Source organism: Streptomyces sp. NPDC048566 (genome assembly GCF_043199735.1).
Classification (GTDB): Bacteria; Actinomycetota; Actinomycetes; order Streptomycetales; family Streptomycetaceae; genus Streptomyces.
The window spans coordinates 84,556-102,740 of record NZ_JBICWL010000019.1 but is presented as its reverse complement, the minus strand read 5'-3'; the positions used below and the strand labels follow the sequence as shown (position 1 = coordinate 102,740).

Genomic DNA, 18,185 nt, shown 5'->3' with positions numbered 1-18,185 from the left:
CGGCTCTCTCTCAGTCGTCTTCGTTGTCGCCGAAGTCGGGGCGGACGTCCCGGGCGAACATGACCTCGTCGTTGGAGGTGCCGGCGGCGACCATCGGCCACACCATCGCGTCCTCGTGCACGATGAAGTCGACCACGACCGGGCGGTCGTTGATCGCGTTCGCCTCCTCGATCACCTTGTCGAGGTCGTCCGGGGACTCGCAGCGGATCGCGTGGCAGCCCATGGCCTCCGACAGCTTGACGAAGTCGGGGACGCGGGTGCCGGCGCTGGGCTGCTTGCCGTCCGCGCCGGGTCCGCTGTGCAGCACGGTGTTGGAGTAGCGCTGGTTGTAGAAGAGGGTCTGCCACTGGCGGACCATCCCGAGGGCGCCGTTGTTGATGACGGCGACCTTGATCGGGATGTTGTTCAGGGCGCAGGTGGTGAGCTCCTGGTTGGTCATCTGGAAGCAGCCGTCGCCGTCGACCGCCCAGACCGTGCGGTCCGGCTGCCCCGCCTTGGCGCCCATCGCGGCCGGGACCGCGTAGCCCATCGTCCCGGCGCCGCCGGAGTTCAGCCAGGTCGCGGGCTGCTCGTACTGGATGTAGTGCGCGGCCCACATCTGGTGCTGGCCGACGCCGGCCGCGAAGATGGTCCCCTCCGGGGCGAGTCGGCCGATACGCTCGATGACCTGCTGGGGCGAGAGCGAGCCGTTGTCGGGCTGCTCGTAGCCGAGCGGGTAGGTCCGGCGCCAGCGGTCGAGGTCCTTCCACCAGGCGCTGTAGTCGCCGGTGTGGCCCTCGCTGTGCTCCTTCTGCACCGCCTGCACCAGGTCGGCGATGACCTCGCGGGCGTCACCGACGATCGGCACGTCGGCGGCGCGGTTCTTGCCGATCTCGGCCGGGTCGATGTCGGCGTGGACGACCTTGGCGAAGGGGGCGAAGCTGTCCAGCTTGCCGGTGACGCGGTCGTCGAAGCGGGCTCCGAGGGCGACGATCAGGTCGGCCTTCTGCAGCGCGGTGACGGCGGTGACCGCACCGTGCATGCCCGGCATTCCCACGTGCAGCGGGTGGCTGTCGGGGAACGCGCCGAGCGCCATCAGGGTGGTGGTGACGGGCGCTCCGGTGAGTTCGGCGAGGACCTTCAGCTCCGCGGTGGCCCGCGCCTTGAGGACGCCGCCGCCGACGTAGAGCACCGGCCGCCTGGCCTGGGTGATCAGCTTGGCGGCCTCGCGGATCTGCTTGGCGTGCGGCTTGGTCACCGGGCGGTAACCGGGCAGGTCCTGGGTGGGCGGCCACTGGAAGGTGGTCCGCGCCTGGAGGGCGTCCTTGGCGATGTCGACGAGGACGGGGCCGGGGCGGCCCGTGGAGGCGATGTGGAAGGCCTCCGCGATCGTCCGGGGGATGTCCTCGGCCTTGGTGACCAGGAAGTTGTGCTTGGTGACCGGCATGGTGATGCCGACGATGTCCGCCTCCTGGAAGGCGTCCGTGCCGATGGCCTTCGAGGCGACCTGCCCGGTGATCGCCACGAGCGGCACCGAGTCCATGTGGGCGTCCGCGATCGGCGTGACCAGGTTGGTCGCACCGGGGCCGCTGGTCGCCATGCAGACGCCGACCTTGCCGGTGGCCTGGGCGTATCCGGTGGCCGCGTGGCCGGCGCCCTGCTCGTGCCGGACGAGCACGTGCCGCACCCGGCTGGAGTCCATCAGCGGGTCGTAGGCCGGGAGGATCGCACCGCCGGGAATGCCGAATACGGTCTCGGCCCCGACCTCCTCGAGCGAGCGGATGAGGGACTGCGCGCCCGTGACGTGCTCGGGTGCGGACTGCTGTCCTCCGGAACGGGGCCGCGGGTGCGGATGGTGGGCCCCGGTGGCCTGCTCGGTCATCGGCATTCTCTTCTCGATGCTGAGGGTTTTTGCGACGTTTGTGCGGGGTGCGTTTGCTGGTCGAAAGGCGCTGGTGCAACAAAAAACCCCTCGTGCCGGGAGGCAAGCGAGGGGAGCGCGCCGGGTGCGGTCGCTGGGCGTTCCGGATTCTCCGGTGACCACCTAGCTTCAGCCGACGCGCTGTCCAAGTACGAGAATTCGGGTGCGCATGGCATTGACCCTCCCCCCGGCACGCACCGACTGTCAAGTAGGTGGGACGGGAGTCTCATTATGTGAGCGGAGGGCCGTCCCGCCTCCGAGGACGGCCGGCACTCCCCCCGTGTACACCCCCGCTCCGCCGCCCGCGAGGACCGGCTCGGCCGGTTCGTTCGGCACCGGGAAGCGGCCCGAGGACAGCGCCCGGCGCAGCCGGTACTCGTCCAGCGGCCCGGAGAACGCCATGCCCTGCCCGTGGGTGCAGCCCATCGCCCGCAGCGCCGTCACCTGTTCCGGGAGGTCCACGCCGTCCGCCACGGACTGCAGGCCCAGGTCGGTGGCGATCCGCAGCAGCCCGCTGGTGATCTTGTGCAGCCGGGCGGACTCGACCACCCCCTCGATCAGGCCGCGGTCGAGCCGCAGGATGTCCACGGGGAGCCGGCGCAGCGCCGTGATCGCCGCGTAGCCGCTGCCGAAGCCGTCCAGGGCGATCCGGACGCCGAGGCGCCGGAGGGCGTTCAGGCGGCGCTCCAGCTCGTCCAGCGGGATACGCGGATCGGTGTCCGACAGCTCGACGATCAGGCCGCCGGACGCGAGCCCGTGCCGGGTGAGCAGCGACTCGACGGAGCCGAGCGGCATGGAGCGGTCGAGCAGCCGCCGGGCGGTCATCCGCACGGCCACCGGCACCGCGATGCCCGCGGCGGTGCGCTCGGCCGCCTGCGCGACGGCCTCGTCGAGCATCCAGCGGCCCAGCTCGGCCGTGCGGTCGCCGTCCTCGGCGACCCGCAGGAACTCGGCGGGCGTGAAGAGCACCCCCTGGGAGGAACGCCAGCGCGCCTGTGCGGCGACCGACGAGATCCGGCCGTTCTCCAGCGACACCACGGGTTGGTGCAGCAGGGTGAACTCGCCGTCCTGGAGTGCGGAGCGCAGCCGGGTCGCCAGTTCGGCCCTGCGGACCACGTCCTGCTGCATCTGCGGCGCGTACAGCTCCACGCGGCCCTTGCCCGCGGCCTTGGCCCGGTACATGGCCAGGTCGGCGTTGCGCAGCAACTCGCCGGCGCCGAGGCCGGGTTCGGCGAACCCGACGCCGATGGAGGCGGCGACCCGGACATCGTTGCCGTCGATGAGGTACGGCTGGGAGAGCCTGACCCGCAGCCGGTCGGCCAGGTCCACTATCTGCCGCTCGCGGGCCGTGCGGTCGCGTCCGCCGTCCCCGACGATCAGCGCCGCGAACTCGTCCCCGCCCAGCCGGGCGGCGGTGTCTCCGTGCCGTACGGAGTCCTGGAGGCGGCGGGCGGCCTGGACGAGGAGTTCGTCGCCCGCCTGGTGGCCGATGGTGTCGTTGACCGCCTTGAAGCCGTCGAGGTCGATGAAGAGGACGGCGGTCCCGCGGTCCGAGGAGCGGCGCCCGGACAGGGCCTGCTGGACGCGCCGGGTGAACAGCGCGCGGTTGGGCAGGTCGGTCAGCGGGTCGTGCTCGGCGTTGTGCTGCAACTGCGCTTGCAGACGTACCCGTTCGGTGACGTCGCGGCTGTTGAAGATGAGGCCGCCGTGGTGCCGGTTGACGGTGGACTCCACGTTCAGCCAGCCCCCGCCGCCGGACCGGAACCTGCACTCGATCCGGGTGGTGGGCTCCTCGGCCTGGCTGGCGGCGAGGAACCGCCGCACCTCGTGGACCACGCAGCCGAGATCCTCCGGATGGATGAGCGAGGCCAGCTCGGAGCCGACGAGTTCCTCCGCGTCGCGGCCGTAGACGCCGGCGGCGGCGGGGCTCACGTAGCGCAGGATGCCGTTCGGGGCGGCGATCATGATGACGTCGCTCGACCCCTGCACCAGGGAGCGGAAGTGGTTCTCCTTCTGGGCCAGTTCCTGGGTGAGGGTGATGTTGTCGAGGAGCATGATGCCCTGCCGGACCACCAGGGCGAGGACGACGAGCCCGGCGGTCAGGAGCACCACGCGGTCCACCCTGCGCCCGTTCAGGATGTTGTAGAGGATGCCCAGCGTGCAGACGGCGGCGGCGAGGTACGGCGTCAGGGCGGCCAGGGAGCCGGCGATGGGGCGGGTGAGCGGGTACCGGCCGTGCCCGGGGGCCTGCGGAGCGGTCCGCTGCTGCCCCTCGCGCGGCCGGTCCGGCCCGTGCTCCGGCGCCGGCGGCCGCCCCGGGCGCTCCCCGGGTCCGCCGGGGATCGCGGACGCTCCCGGCGTCTCGTGGCCCGCGTCCGCCCCGCGGGGCCCGGCGGACCCCGGCGCGCCGAGGTGGCCGGCCCGGCGCTGTCCGGGGATGCGGTCGCGCAGGTCGGGCACGGTGCGGTCCGGGGCCTGCTCGCGCATGCCGTCCTCCTCGGACTCGGGACGGCCGCCGCGGGTGGCCGCCCAGGGCGCGTAGGCGAGCAGCAGGGAGCCGGCGAACCAGCCGGCGTCGAGCAGCTGGCCCGAGTGGTAGCTGTTGTGCAGCAGGGGCGAGGTGAACAGGGCGTCGCACATCACGGTCAGGGCGAGCGCGCCGATCGCGGTGTTCACCGCCGACCGGTTCACCGAGGAGCGCCGGAAGTGCAGCGCGAGGACCATGCTGACCAGCGCGATGTCCAGCAGCGGATAGGCCAGCGACAGCGCGGTGTGGGCGACGCTGGGTCCGTCGAAGCGGGCCGCCTGGGCCAGCGCCAGCGACCAGGACAGGGTGAGCAGGGAACCGCCGATCAGCCAGGCGTCCAGCGCGAGGCACACCCAGCCGGCCCTGGTGACCGGCCGCTTGGCGAGCACCAGCAGGCCGACGATCGCGGGCGGCGCGAAGCAGAGGAAGAACAGGTCGGCGTAGCTCGGGCTGGGGACCGGACGGTCCAGCACCACCTCGTACCAGCCCCAGACCAGGTTGCCGAGCGAGGCCATCGCCGAGGACAGGGAAAACAGCAGCCACGCCGGTCGGAAGCGGCTGCACCGGCCCCGGGCGTAGAGGAAGCACGAGACGGCGGCGGCGCCCGCCGCGACGCTCAGCCCGAAGTCGCCCATGAACAGCGCGAGGCGCGCGGAGCCCCAGCCGAGCGCGGACCCGACGGCGTAGCCCCCGCACAGCACGGCCAGGGTGAGTTGTGAGAACAGACCGGTCCCGCCGTCGAGGAGCGGACGGCGGGCGAGCAGCGCCCCCGGGGAACTCACCGGGCCCACCCGGTCCGCGCCCCGGGCCTGTCGCCGGGCGCGGGCGGGGTCTGCCTGCGGCGGCCCGGATGCCGGCGGTGCAGACGGCAGGCGGGGCAGCAGGGGCCGCCCCGGCGCGTGGTCGCGCGCCGGGGTCGTCGGCGGCGGCCCCGCCGCGTCGGATCGTTGGTCCATAGGCCGTGCATCGCCCGTCGCCCCCCTCGCAGTCTCCATGTCCGTCCCCGGCGCCGAACGGTGCGCGGCGCAGCCCCTGTCGGGGACGATACACCAGTGTCGTCACTCAGGGACATAGTTCCTCTACGCTCCGTGACGACCAGCGACTATGCCGGAACCGGCCGCGCCCGGGAGACCGCGGAGGGTGACGGCGGCGGGCGCCGCCGGGAGCCGTGCCGCTCAACGGCCGGTGGTCAGTACCACGTTGCGCAACGGCTCGCGGTTCACGAAGAGGGTCAGCTGCCGGGCCAGCAGCCGCTCGGCCCGCGGCCGGAACGCCGACGTGGGGCCGCCGACGTGCGGGCTGACGAGGACACCGGGCGCGTGCCACAGCGGGTGCCCCGGCGGGAGCGGTTCGGGGTCGGTGACGTCGAGGGCGGCGGTGATGCGCCCGCGCTCCAGTTCGGCGAGGAGCGCACCGGTGTCCACCACGGGTCCGCGGGCGACGTTCACCAGCAGGGCGCCGTCCTTCATCCGGGCCAGGAAGGCGGCGTCGACCAGGCCCCGGGTGCTCTCGGTGAGCGGGGTGGACAGGACGACGACGTCGAAGTGCGGCAGCAGTTCGGGCAGTTCGGCGAGTGGGTGCACCGGGCCGCGCTCCGTGGCGCGGGCGGAGCGCGCGACGCGCGCCACCCGCGCGAGCTCGAAGGGCGCGAGCCGGTCCTCGATGGCCGACCCGATCGCGCCGTACCCCACGATGAGGACGGACTTGTCGGCCAGCGAGGGCCGGAAGCCCGTGCGCCACTCCTCGGCGTCCTGGCCGCGCACGAAGTCGGGGATGCCGCGCAGGGAGGCGAGGACGAGGGTGAGGGCCAGCTCCGCCGTGCTCGCCTCGTGCACCCCGCGGGCGTTGCACAGCGCGACGCCGGGCCGGAGGGAGGCGAGGCCGGGCAGGACGTGGTCGACTCCCGCGGAGAGGGTCTGCACGGCCCGGACCGACGTCATCTCCGGCAGCGGGCGCCGCGCGACGGCGGGCGGCTTCAGGTAGGGCACGCAGTAGAACGCGCAGTCGGCCGGGTCGGCGGGAAAGTCCAGGCCGCCGTCCCAGAAGCGGTACCGCGGTCCCTGCGGGAGCCCCTCGATCTCGTCGGCGTGAAACGGCAGCCACACATCGCAAGTCATGGTCGGGAGGCTATGCCAGGGGCCCGTGCGCGCAGAGGTTAGGTTGGGGTGCCGGCAGAGGGAGGATCACGACCAGGTGAAGCGCAGAACGATCGGGGCCGCGGCGCTCGGCGTCGGGGCGGTCGGCCTCGGCTGCATGCCGATGACCTGGGCCTACACCGGTTCGCGGCAGCGCGGCGAGGAGTCGCTGCGCGCGGTGCACGCGGCGCTCGACCTGGGGTCGACGCTGCTCGACACGGCCGACATGTACGGCCCCTTCACCAACGAGCTGCTGCTCGGCCGGGCGCTCGCGCGGCGCCGCGCGGAGGCCGTCGTGTCGACCAAGGTCGGCCTGCTGGTGGGTGATCAGCACATCGTGGCCAACGGCCGTCCCGGGTACGTGAAGCGGGCGTGCGACGCCTCGCTGCGCCGGCTCCAGACGGACGTGATCGACCTGTACCAGCTGCACCGGGCGGACCCCGAGGTGCCCGTCGAGGAGACCTGGGGCGCGATGGCCGAGCTGGTCACGGCGGGGAAGGTGCGCTCCCTGGGACTGTGCGCGGTGGGGGCCCGGTCGGGCCGGCGCCCGGGGGCGCGGCTGCACGACGGAACGATCCGGCAGCTGGAGCGGGTGCAGCAGGTGTTCCCGGTGAGCGCCGTGGAGGCCGAGCTGTCGGTGTGGTCGCCGGAGGCGCTGGAGTCGCTGCTGCCGTGGTGCGCGGCGCGTGGCGTCGGCTTCCTCGCCGCGATGCCGCTGGGCAACGGCTTTTTGACCGGGACGCTGACGCCCGGCGAAGGCTTCGAGCCGGACGACGTACGGGCCCGGCATCCCCGGTTCACCGCCGAGATGATGGCGGCGAACCAGCCGATCGTCGTCGGGCTGCGGCGCATCGCCCGGCGGCACGGCGGGGCGGACCGCCCCGTGACGCCGGCCCAGGTGGCGCTCGCCTGGGTCCTGGCGCAGGGACCGCAGGTGGTGCCGGTGCCGGGGGCCAAGCGGGAGCGCTGGGTGCACGAGAACGCGGGGGCGGCGGAGCTGCGGCTGACGCCGGAGGATCTGGCGGAGGTGGCGGGTCTGCCGGGGGCCCTGGGATCCTGGGACTGAGGCACGTCCGCGGGCCGCGTCCCGGACGCGCGTCCGGGACCGGGAACCCGCAGGGCGCGTGCGGAGTATGAACAGGTGGACCGCCGCGTCGAAGGGACACTGATGGTGCAACGTCGAGCAGTGACGGCCGTGTTGGCCGCGACGGTGATGCTGGTGACGGCGGGCTGCTCCTCGGGCGGAGGCGGCTCGGGCGACGACGGGGCGTCCCCGGGCGGCGGCGCGGCGCGCTCACCCGCCCCGCGGAACCCCGGCGCGGCGTCGACCCCGCCCGCCGAGGGCTCGGTGAAGGTGCTGCGCACCGTCGCCGAGGGCCTGGACAGCCCCTGGGGCCTCGCCGTCCTGCCGGAGGGCGGCCTGCTGGTGTCCTCGCGGGACGCGGCCACGGTCACCCGCGTCGACGAGAAGACCGGCGCCAAGACGGTGCTGGGCGAGGTGCCCGGCGTGGCCCCGGCCGGGGAGGGCGGCCTGCTGGGCATCGCCCTCTCCCCCGACTACGCCTCCGACCACATGGTCTACGCGTACATGACCACGGAGTCGGACAACCGGGTCGTCCGCATGCTGTACGACGCCAACAAGCCCGCGGGGGAACAGCTCGGCGCGCCGGACACCGTCTTCAAGGGCATCCCGAAGGGGATGATCCACAACGGCGGGAGGATCGCGTTCGGACCGGACGGGATGCTCTACGCCGGTGCGGGCGAGACGGGCGACCGGGGCCAGGCCCAGGACCGCAAGGCGCTCGGTGGCAAGATCCTGCGGATGACCCCGGAGGGCGAGCCCGCGCCCGGCAACCCCTTCCCCGGCTCGGTCGTGTACTCGCTGGGGCACCGCAACGTCCAGGGCCTCGCCTGGGACGCGAAACAGCGGCTGTGGGCCTCCGAGTTCGGCCAGGACACCTGGGACGAACTGAACCTGGTCGAGCCCGGCGGCAACTACGGCTGGCCGGTGGTCGAGGGGATCGGGAAGGACTCCCGGTACCGCGATCCGGTGGCGCAGTGGCACACCGACGACGCCTCGCCGAGCGGGCTCGCCTACGCCGACGGGTCGCTGTGGATGGCGGGCCTCAAGGGCGAGCGGCTGTGGCGCGTCCCGCTGAACGGCACGACGACCTCGGCCGACCCCGAGGACTTCCTCAAGGGCGCCTACGGGCGGCTGCGCACCGTGGTGTCCGCGGGCGGGGACCGGCTCTGGCTGACGACGAGCGAGACCGACGGCCGCGGCAGCCCGGAGAAGGGCGACGACCGGCTCCTGGAGATCGAGGTGAGCTGATCACGCGGGGCGGGCGGGGCCCCGGCCGGGCCCGCCCCGCCCTCTCCCCGCCCGGCCCGGGCCCCGGTGCCCGTCCTCGTCGCGCTTCTCCCGGTCCGCGTCGGGGCCGTCCGTGTCCGGGGCCTCCGCGTCCGGGGCCTCCGTGTCCGGGGCCTCCGCGTCCGGGGCCTCGTCTCCGGGGCGGTGACGGGGCCGGACGACGACGCTGCCGGAGGAGAGGTCTATGGGGCCGTGGCCCGGATCGCCGTCGTTCAGGTCGACCCGCGTCAGTTCCAGCCGTCTGCGCTCGTCGTCGGTGTGCTTGCGGCCCGGCGCGAAGAGTTCCTCGAACGGGTTGAACACGGTGCCTCCCTCGGCCCGAATCCCCTTCAGCGTAGACCCCGCTCCGGCTCCGGAGCCGGAGCGGGCTCCGGAGGGAAGAGGCTCAGCCGGTGCGCCAGCGCGGCTGCCTCGCCCCGGCCCGAGACCTCCAGTTTGGCCAGGATGTTCGAGACGTGGACGCTGGCCGTCTTCGGGGAGATGAAGAGTTCCGCGGCGATCTGGCGGTTGCTGCGGCCGGCCGCCACGAGCCGCAGCACCTCGTGCTCGCGGCCGGTGAGGCCGAGGGACCGCACGGGGTCCGCCGGTGCGGGAGGCTGCCCCGGAGCGTGGTCCAGCGGCAGCCGCGCGCGCCGGGCGAGCAGCGCGACGGCGTCGGCGAGCGGGCGGGCCGCGAGGTGCTCGGCGGCGGCGCGGGACAGCCGGAGCAGCTCCGTGGCGCGGGCGCGGCCGTCGTCCCGCGTGCCGGGCCCGAGCAGGGCGCCGGCGAGCCGGAGGCGGACCCGGGCCAGGTCGTAGGGCCGTTCCAGGGGTTCGAGGGCGGCGACCACCTCGCACCAGTCGTCCGCGGTGTCCGCGGCGTCCGCCCGGGCGAGTTCGGCGCGCACCCATCGGGCGTGGGCGTGCCAGACGGGCGCGCCCGTCGCGAGCCGGTTCGCGGCCTCGCGGATGCGCCGCAGGGTGGGGGCACGGTCCGCCGCGGCGGCGGGCAGGTCGCGGGCGTCGGCCTCCGCGGTGGCGGCGGCGAGCAGCAGGGGCCAGCCGTAGCGCTGGGTGCCGGGCGGGAAGCCCGCGTCCAGCGCCTGCCCCAGAGCGGCCCGGGCGGCGGGCAGGCGGCCCTCGCCGGCGGCGATGCCGATGGCGGTGCAGAGCAGTTGGAGGGAGTGCTGGGGCATCGGGTCGTGGGTACCGAAGTGGGCCCGTGCGTCGGCCAGCCGGCGGGACGCCTCGGCGAGGTCGCCGCGGGCGAGGGCGATCGGCGCGAGGCGGCCGGCGGCCACGCCGGACGCCTTGCCGCCCAGTCCGACGCCCAGCGCGTTCCGCGCGGCCTCGACCGCCTCGTTCCAGCGGCCGAGGACGTACAGCGACTCGGCGAGGTTGCCCCACACCCAGGCCAGGGTGTCCGACAGCCCGTTCCGGCGCGCCAGTTCGACGCCCTCGCGCAGGATCACGACCGCCTCGCGGGACCGTCCGACGGATTCCAGATGGGAGGGCAGATTGATGTGCAGCCGGCCGACGACGTACGCGGCGCCGTGCCGCAGCGCCTCCTCCTTGACCTCGTACATCGCGGCCATCCCGGCCTCGGCCTCGCCCGCGTCGACCATCAGGCCACCGAGGGTGAGCCGGGCGTTGAGCTCGACGTCGCGGGCGCCCACCATCCGCGCGTACTCCACCGCGCGCTCGGCGGCGGACAGGGCTCCGGGCCCCGGTTCGTGCAGCATGCACCAGGCGGCGACCGTGGAGAGCACCTCGGCGTGCACCTCGGAGGGCGGGAGGCCTCGGACGAGTTCCCTGGCGGTGGCGAGTTCCTCCCAGCCGTCGCCGCGGGCCAGGGCCTGGACCAGCCGGGAGCGCTGGACGCGGAACCAGGCGGCACGCAGCGGATCGCCCGCGTCCTGAAGCAGGCGCAGCGCGCGCCGGGTGGTCTTCAGGGCGCGCTCGCGCTCTCCGCACAGCCGTCCCGCGACGGCCGCCTCCGCCATCAGGTCGAGATAGCTCAGCGGGGCCGTGCGGGGACCGGAGCCGCCGGACGGGTAGGCCTCCACGTAGTCGATGGGCCGCAGCGCTGCGCGCACGGTGTCCGGAGCGACCTCCCACAGCTCCATCGCCCTTTCCAGCAGCCGCAGTTGTTCGGAGTGGGCGTGCCGCCGGCGGGCCTCCGCCGCGGCGTCCAGGACCGCGGGCAGCGCCTTGGCCGCGTCGTGGGCGTGGTACCAGTAGCTGGCCAGGCGGGTGAGGCGCTGGTCCGGCGGGACGAGGGCCGGGTCGGCCTCCAGTGCCTCGGCGTAGCGGCGGTGGAAGCGGGAGCGCTCGCCGGGCAGCAGGTCGTCGCCGACCGCCTCGCGGACCAGCGAGTGGCGGAAGCGGTACCCCTCCCCCGTGGGAGAGGCGAGCAGGATGTTGGCGCCGACGCAGGCGCGCAGGGCTTCGAGGAGGTCGTCCTCGGCGAGCCGTGCCACGGCCGCGAGGAGCGCGTACTCCACGGTGGAGCCTCCCTCGGCGACCAGCCGGGCGACCCGCTGGGCGCTCTCCGGGAGCCGCTCGACGCGGACGAGCAGCAGGTCGCGCAGGGAGTCGGTGAGTCCGGTGCGGCAGCCCTCGACCGCGGCGACGGCGAGTTCCTCGACGAAGAAGGCGTTGCCGTCGGAGCGCGCGAAGATCTCGTCGGCCTGGGCCGGGTCGGGCTCGCGGTCGAGGATGCCGGCGATCTGGCGGCCGGCCTCGGCCCTGCTGAAACGGGCCAGTTCCAGACGCCGGACGGTGCGCAGCCGGTCGAGTTCGGCGAGCAGGGGGCGCAGCGGGTGGCGGCGGTGGATGTCGTCGGACCGGTAGGTGGCGATCACGACGAGCCGGCCGGCGGACAGGGTGCGGAACAGGTAGGCGAGCAGGTGGCGGGTGGAGGCGTCGGACCAGTGCAGGTCCTCCAGCACGACGACGATGGTGCGGTCGGCGGCGACGCGTTCCAGGAGGCGGGCGGTGAGTTCGAACAGGCGGGCCATGCCCTGCTCGTCCCAGCGTCTGCCGGGGGCGGTGCCGGCGAGTTCGGGGAGCAGGCGGGCCAGTTCCTCCTCCTGGCCGGCCGCGGCGGCGGCGAGTTCGTCGGCCAGGACGCGGCGCAGGGCGCGCAGGGCGGTGGAGAAGGGCGCGAAGGGGAGGTTGTCGGCGCCGATCTCGACGCAGCCGCCGACGGCGACGACGGCGCCCTCGCGGGCGGCGGAGGCGGTGAACTCCTCCAGGAGGCGGGTCTTGCCGACGCCGGCCTCGCCGCCGAGCAGCAACGCCTGCGGCTCTCCCGTGGCGGCACGGGAGAGCGCGTCGGTCAACACCCCCAGTTCGGCGGTGCGTCCGACGAACACCGGGCTCACGGACCGCGTCTGCACGGGCCCGAGCATCGCACAGGGCGCCGGCGGCGCGGCACCGGCCGTCGGCGGTCGGGTGCCGGCCCCGGCGGGCCCGGCGGCGACCGGCGGGAGGAGGACGGCCTCACCGGAGGCCGCCTCCCGCGCACCCGGCGGCGGGCCGCAGGGCGCCAGGCCGCCGCCGGGTGCCACGCCGGTCACGCGGCGCGGGTGGAGGGCCGGCGGCGCGGACCGGCGCCTTGGGCCCCTCCCTCCGGGTCCTGGCGTGCCGACGCGGCGCGGGCCGCGCGGCGGGCCGCCCGGCGGCCGCGGAGGACCTCCTGGGCGAGCCGGTGGTCCCGCGCCTCGCGGATCAGGTCCGCGGTGCGGATCTGGTGCATCTCGTACTCGAACATCTCGTACCCCTGGTGGAGAGTCGGTCCCGGCGTCGTCGCCGGCGATGACTCCACCCTCGTTCGCCAGGGGGGTGCGCCACATCGGGAGAGTTCCGCATCTTGCGCACGCGAGGGGCCTTAGGGCGGGCGTCCTTCGGGCGGCGCCGGCCCTAAGGCCCCTCAGCGTGGTGGGTTCTCAGCCGGCCGAGGGCAGCCCGAGAAGGAGGTCGGTGTACTTGGCGACGGCGAGCACCAGCCCGATCACGCCGAGCGAGACGCCCGCCCAGGCGACCGATTTGATCCAGGCGGCCTGCGGCCGGCCCGGAGCGCCGAACGCGGGTCGTACGAGGACGACGACCCCGACGATCAGGGCGGCCAGGGCGAAGAGGCCGCCGATCAGGGCGGTCGTCGCCCAGGCGTCGCCGTAGACCGCCTTGACCTGCTGGGCGACGCTGGCGCTCGACGAGGTGCGGAGCTGGCCGATGAGCGTCTCGCGGGCGGCGGCGACGGTGGACACCCAGCTGCCGGTCAGCGACACGACGCCGAGTGCCGCCGACACCACGGCGGCGGCGCCCTGGCCCACGCCGGCCGGCCCGGCCCCGGCGGGCTCGTCGCCCTCCGGCTGTACGGCGGGGGTGCCGTCGTCCTCCGGCGCCCCGGCTTCGTTCCGGCCGGTCCCGGTGTCCGCCGCTCCGGCCTCGTCGGCCGGAGCGGCCCCGTCCCGCCCGGCAGCGGTGGCGGTCACCTCGTGCGGGGCCGCCGCCTCGTTCCCGGTGGCGTCCGCGGCCCGGTCGTCGCGCGGCGCCGCGGCGCCGCTCCCGGCGCCGTTTTCGTCGACTGTCGTGGTTCCCATGTCCCGCACCGTACGGACGCCGTCTGAGAGGTTCCTTAATGATCCTTGTGCGCGTCGGCGCGCTGCGCCGGCGCCCCCGCGCGGGCGGCGCGCCACTCGGCAGCGAGCACCGACCACACCTCCAGGTCGTGGCGGGCCCCGTGGTGCAGGTGCTTCCCGCGCAGCACTCCGTCGCGCGTCAGGCCCAGCCGGCGGGCCACGTTCAGGCTCGGCTCGTTGCCGGCCGCGGCGACCCACTCGATCCGGTGCATGCCGCGTCCCTCGACCGCCCAGTCGATGAGCACCCGCATCGCGCGGGTGACGAGTCCGCGGCCGGACGCGGCCGGTTCCAGCCAGCAGCCGACCTCGCAGGTGCCCTGACCGGCGTCGAAGTTCAGGAAGAGCACGCCGCCGACGAGCCGGCCGTCCAGCCACAGGCCGTGCAGCGCGCCGGTGTCCGCCGCCCGCATGTCGGCGTACCGCTGGAGGTGGGCCCGCGCGGACGGCACGTCGGTGGACGCGGACCCGAAGGGGATGAACCGGCCGATGAACTCGCGCCCGCGGTCCAGGTGCGCGAGGAACTCCTCGGCGTGCCAGGGCTCCAGGGGCCGCAGCTCCGCCCCGTCGTCCCCCAGGGATATCGCGTACATACGGCTACCGTTCCTTCGCCATCACGTCCGCCGGTCCGGCGGTCACCAGGACGTCCGCCACATCGGCGTCCGTCGCGGCGGCCAGCCTCTCATGGGCGGCCCGGCATTCCGGTGGCTCGATGCTCAGGCGCGGCAGCCGGCGGTCGAGCCAGCCCGGCAGCCACCAGTTCGCGCCGCCGAGCAGGTGCATGAGGGCGGGGACGAGGAGTGTCCGCAGGACGAAGGCGTCGAGGGCGACCGCGGCGGCCAGCGCGACGCCGAACATCGCGATGACCCGGTCGCCGCTGAGCACGAAGGCGAGGAAGACCGAGATCATGATGACGGCCGCCGAGTTGATCACCCGGCTGGTCTCGGCGAGGCCCACCCGGACGGCCCGCCGGTTGTCCCCGGTCTCCAGCCACTCCTCGTACATCCGGCTGACCAGGAACACCTGGTAGTCCATCGAGAGGCCGAAGAGGACGGACACCATGATCACCGGCAGGAACGGCTCGATCGGTCCGGCGCGGCCGAGGCCGAGCAGGCCGCTGCCCCAGCCCCACTGGAACATCGCGACGACCACGCCGAAGGCCCCGGCGACGGCGGCGATGTTCATCAGGGCCGCCTTCAGGGGGATGCCGATCGAGCGGAAGGCGAGCAGCAGCAGCGCGCAGCCGAGGCCGATGACGACGCCGACGAACAGCGGCAGCTTGCCGACGATGACGTCGGCGAAGTCGTCGTAGCTCGCCGTCACCCCGCCGACCTGGAGGTCGAGGGAGGTGCCCGCCTCGGCGCGCGGCAGGACCACGGTGCGCAGCCGGTCGACCAGCTCGCTGGTGGCCTTGGACTGCGGCGCGGACTCGGGGACGACGGTGAGGTAGGCGGTGTCCCCCGCGGTGTTGTACGTGACCGGGGTCGCGGAGGCGACGCCTTGGGTGAGCCGCAGCGAGAGGTCCAGGTTGTCGAGCGCGAGCCGGTCCTCGGCGCCGCCGACCTTCGTGACCAGGGTCAGCGGCCCGTTGACACCGGGGCCGAACCCCTCGCCGATGAGGTCGTAGGCCTGCCGGGTGGTCGTCGCCCGCGGGTCGTTGCCCTGGTCGGAGGTGCCCAGGTGGAGGGAGAAGGCGGGCAGGGCGAGCAGCGCCATCACGGCGACGGCGACGGCCCCGAGGACCTTGGGGTGGCGTTCGACGAAGGCCGACCAGCGGGCGGCGAAGCCGGTGGGCAGCTCCGGTTCGGGCCCGTGCTCCGCCAGCCGGCGCCGCTCGCGGCGGCTCAGGGCACGGGGGCCGATGAAGGAGAGCAGCGCGGGGAGCAGGGTGACGGAGGCCGCGACGGTGAGGACGACGGTCAGCGAGGCGGCGACGGCGACGCCGTTGAGGAAGCCGAGCCGCAGGATCAGCATGCCGAGCAGGGCGATGCAGACGGTGGCGCCGGCGAAGACGACCGCGCGGCCGGTGGTGGCGACCGCGTTGCGCGCGGCCTCGGCCACCGGCAGGCCCCGTTTCAGGCCGCGCCGGTGCCGGGTGACGATGAACAGGGCGTAGTCGATGCCGACGCCGAGCCCGATCAGCATGCCGAGCATGGGGGCGAAGTCCGCGACGGTCATGGCGTGCCCGAGGAGCACGATGGCGAAGTAGGCCGTGCCGACGCCCACCAGGGCGGTGCCGATCGGCAGCAGGGAGGCGGCGAGGGACCCGAAGGCGAGGAAGAGGACGACGGCGGCCACGACCACGCCGACGATCTCCGCGACGTGTCCGCCGGAGGGCTGGGTGAGGGCGACGGCGCTGCCGCCCAGTTCGACGTCCAGCCCGGTGGTCTCGGCCTCCTTGGCGGTGTCGACGACGGCCTGGACCTCGTGTCCGTCGACGGTCTCGGCGCGGTCGGTGAAGGTGACGTCCGCGTACGCGGTGCGGCCGTCCTCGCTGATGTGGTCCTCGCCGCCGCGGACGTAGGGGCTGTCGACGGAGGCGACTCCCGGGAGCCCGGCGATCCGGTCCAGGGTGGCGGTCATCGACCGTTCGACGGCCGGGGAGCGGACGCCGGTGTGAGCGGTGTGCCAGACGACGGTGTCGTTGTCGCCGCCCAGGCCGGGGAAGCCCTCGCCGAGGAGCTGGGTGGCACGGCCGGACTCGGTCCCCGGGGCCTCGTAGTCGTTGGAGTACGCGGAGCCCGTGACGGCGGCGGCGGCGGTCACACCGCCGAAGGCCGCCAGCCAGAGCAGAACGGCGACGAGGCGGTGCTGGACACACCAACGTGCGAGGGCTGCCACGGACGAGCTCCCTTGGGGGGACGGAGGATCTTTATCGGGAGCTGCCCGCAAAGAACGCATGACCACTGCGCCATCACTCTTGCAGCAGGAAAAGATCCTTTGTCCCATTCGTGGGGTTACTCACAGAAGCGCCACTCCTGTCCCACGGCATTCGCGTGACACGGCCGTCCCGGCCGTGTCACCGCCCGCTCCGCAGCGGCCCGGACAGGCCGCGGGGGGCGCATCGTCGCCGATGCGCCCCCCGGGGCGTGGAACGAGCCGGCCTCAGCCGTCGGCGACGCCGAGCTTCTGCAGGATCAGTTCCTTCACCCGGGCCGCGTCCGCCTGGCCGCGGGTGGCCTTCATGACCGCGCCGACCAGCGCGCCGGCGGCCTGGACCTTGCCGCCGCGGATCTTGTCGGCGACGCCCGGGTTCCCGGCGATGGCCTCGTCGACGGCGGCGGTCAGCGCGCCCTCGTCCGAGACGACCTTCAGGCCGCGCTTGTCGACGACCTCGTCCGGCGTGCCCTCGCCGGCGAGGACGCCCTCGATGACCTGGCGGGCCAGCTTGTCGTTCAGGTCGCCGGACGCGACCAGCTCGGCCACCCGGGCGACCTGCGCCGGGGTGATCGGCAGGTCCTCCAGGGCCGCCCCGGACTCGTTGGCGCTGCGCGCCAGCTCGCCCATCCACCACTTGCGGGCGGAGGCGGCGTCGGCACCGGCCTCGATCGTCGCGACGATCGGGTCGATGGCACCGGCGTTGAGGATCGACTGCATGTCGTGGGCGTTGACCCCCCACTCCTCGCGCAGCCGGTTGCGGCGGGCCAGCGGCTGCTCGGGCAGCCCGGCACGCAGCTCCTCCACCCAGTCGCGGGACGGGGCGACGGGGACGAGGTCGGGCTCCGGGAAGTACCGGTAGTCCTCGGCCTCCTCCTTCACGCGGCCCGAGGTCGTGGACCCGGTGTCCTCGTGGAAGTGGCGGGTCTCCTGGATGATCGTGCCGCCGGAGTCCAGCACGGCGGCGTGCCGCTGGATCTCGAAGCGGGCGGCGCGCTCCACGGACCGCAGCGAGTTGACGTTCTTCGTCTCGGAGCGCGTGCCGAACTTCTCGCGGCCGTGCGGACGCAGCGACAGGTTCACGTCGCAGCGCATCTGCCCCATCTCCATGCGGGCCTCGGAGACTCCGAGGGCCCGGATGAGTTCGCGCAGCTCGGCGACGTAGGCCTTGGCGACCTCGGGGGCCCGCTCGCCCGCGCCCTCGATGGGCTTGGTGACGATCTCGATGAGCGGGATGCCCGCGCGGTTGTAGTCGAGCAGCGAGTGGGAGGCGCCGTGGATGCGGCCGGTGGCACCGCCGACGTGGGTCGACTTGCCGGTGTCCTCCTCCATGTGGGCGCGCTCGATCTGCACGCGGAAGACCTCGCCGTCCTCCAGCTGGACGTCCAGATAGCCGTCGAAGGCGATCGGCTCGTCGTACTGCGAGGTCTGGAAGTTCTTCGGCATGTCCGGATAGAAGTAGTTCTTCCGGGCGAAGCGGCACCACTCGGCGATCTCGCAGTGCAGCGCGAGGCCGATCTTGACGGCGGACTCGACGCCGGTGGCGTTGACGACCGGGAGCGCGCCGGGCATGCCGAGGCAGGTCGGGCACGTCTGCGTGTTGGGCTCGGCGCCCAGCGCGGTCGAACAGCCGCAGAACATCTTGGTCTTGGTGCCGAGTTCGACATGGACCTCAAGGCCCATGACGGGGTCGTACGAGGCGAGTGCGTCCTCGTACGAGACCAGGTCGGTCGTGGTGGTCACGGTGAAAACT

General features: G+C 74.0%; 12 protein-coding genes. 2 read left to right on the top strand and 10 right to left on the bottom strand.

The genetic code is table 11. The features are described 5' to 3' along the window. Positions 1-10: 10 nt before the first annotated feature. The 3 genes from ACGFS9_RS24925 to ACGFS9_RS24915 all read right to left on the bottom strand — a co-directional run bounded on the left by ACGFS9_RS24925 (position 11) and on the right by ACGFS9_RS24915 (position 6,544). Complete coding sequence (locus tag ACGFS9_RS24925; RefSeq protein WP_393256297.1) at positions 11-1,867, bottom strand: acetolactate synthase large subunit; 1,857 nt, start codon at positions 1,865-1,867, stop codon at positions 11-13. A 237-nt stretch (positions 1,868-2,104) separates the two neighbouring features. Continuing rightward, positions 2,105-5,209 carry an EAL domain-containing protein gene (locus ACGFS9_RS24920; protein ID WP_393256295.1) on the bottom strand — a complete coding sequence of 1,035 codons (3,105 nt, stop codon included), beginning with the start codon at positions 5,207-5,209 and terminating at the stop codon, positions 2,105-2,107. Positions 5,210-5,602: 393 nt separating this feature from the next. Further along, complete coding sequence (locus ACGFS9_RS24915; protein WP_393256294.1) at positions 5,603-6,544, bottom strand: 2-hydroxyacid dehydrogenase; 942 nt, start codon at positions 6,542-6,544, stop codon at positions 5,603-5,605. A gap of 76 nt (positions 6,545-6,620) precedes the next feature. Between ACGFS9_RS24915 and ACGFS9_RS24910 the strand changes: the two genes are divergently transcribed. Further along, positions 6,621-7,628, top strand: coding sequence for an aldo/keto reductase (locus ACGFS9_RS24910; RefSeq protein ID WP_393256292.1), 1,008 nt, complete (start codon positions 6,621-6,623; stop codon positions 7,626-7,628). A 102-nt stretch (positions 7,629-7,730) separates the two neighbouring features. Continuing rightward, positions 7,731-8,894, top strand: a complete 1,164-nt coding sequence (locus ACGFS9_RS24905) for a PQQ-dependent sugar dehydrogenase (RefSeq protein ID WP_393256291.1) — start codon at positions 7,731-7,733, stop codon at positions 8,892-8,894. On the opposite strand, the gene ACGFS9_RS24900 is transcribed toward ACGFS9_RS24905, so the two are convergent. The 7 genes from ACGFS9_RS24900 to gatB form a co-directional block, all read right to left on the bottom strand. Continuing rightward, entirely contained in the window at positions 8,895-9,236 is a 342-nt protein-coding gene (locus ACGFS9_RS24900) for a DUF6191 domain-containing protein (protein ID WP_393256290.1), read from the bottom strand. A gap of 26 nt (positions 9,237-9,262) precedes the next feature. Next, positions 9,263-12,325 carry an AAA family ATPase gene (locus ACGFS9_RS24895; protein WP_393256289.1) on the bottom strand — a complete coding sequence of 1,021 codons (3,063 nt, stop codon included), beginning with the start codon at positions 12,323-12,325 and terminating at the stop codon, positions 9,263-9,265. A 164-nt stretch (positions 12,326-12,489) separates the two neighbouring features. Further along, complete coding sequence (locus tag ACGFS9_RS24890) at positions 12,490-12,687, bottom strand: hypothetical protein (protein ID WP_393256287.1); 198 nt, start codon at positions 12,685-12,687, stop codon at positions 12,490-12,492. 175 nt (positions 12,688-12,862) lie between these two features. Next, positions 12,863-13,519, bottom strand: a complete 657-nt coding sequence (locus ACGFS9_RS24885) for a hypothetical protein (protein WP_393256286.1) — start codon at positions 13,517-13,519, stop codon at positions 12,863-12,865. Positions 13,520-13,554: 35 nt separating this feature from the next. After that, a complete protein-coding gene (locus ACGFS9_RS24880) occupies positions 13,555-14,148 on the bottom strand; it encodes a GNAT family N-acetyltransferase (protein ID WP_393256284.1) in 594 nt (197 codons plus the stop codon). Between the two features lie 4 nt (positions 14,149-14,152). Further along, on the bottom strand, positions 14,153-16,396 hold the full coding sequence (locus ACGFS9_RS24875; RefSeq protein WP_393256282.1) for an MMPL family transporter: 2,244 nt from the start codon (positions 16,394-16,396) through the stop codon (positions 14,153-14,155). Between the two features lie 264 nt (positions 16,397-16,660). After that, positions 16,661-18,175, bottom strand: a complete 1,515-nt coding sequence (gatB, locus tag ACGFS9_RS24870; RefSeq protein ID WP_393256281.1) for an Asp-tRNA(Asn)/Glu-tRNA(Gln) amidotransferase subunit GatB — start codon at positions 18,173-18,175, stop codon at positions 16,661-16,663. Between the last annotated feature and the right edge of the window lie 10 nt (positions 18,176-18,185).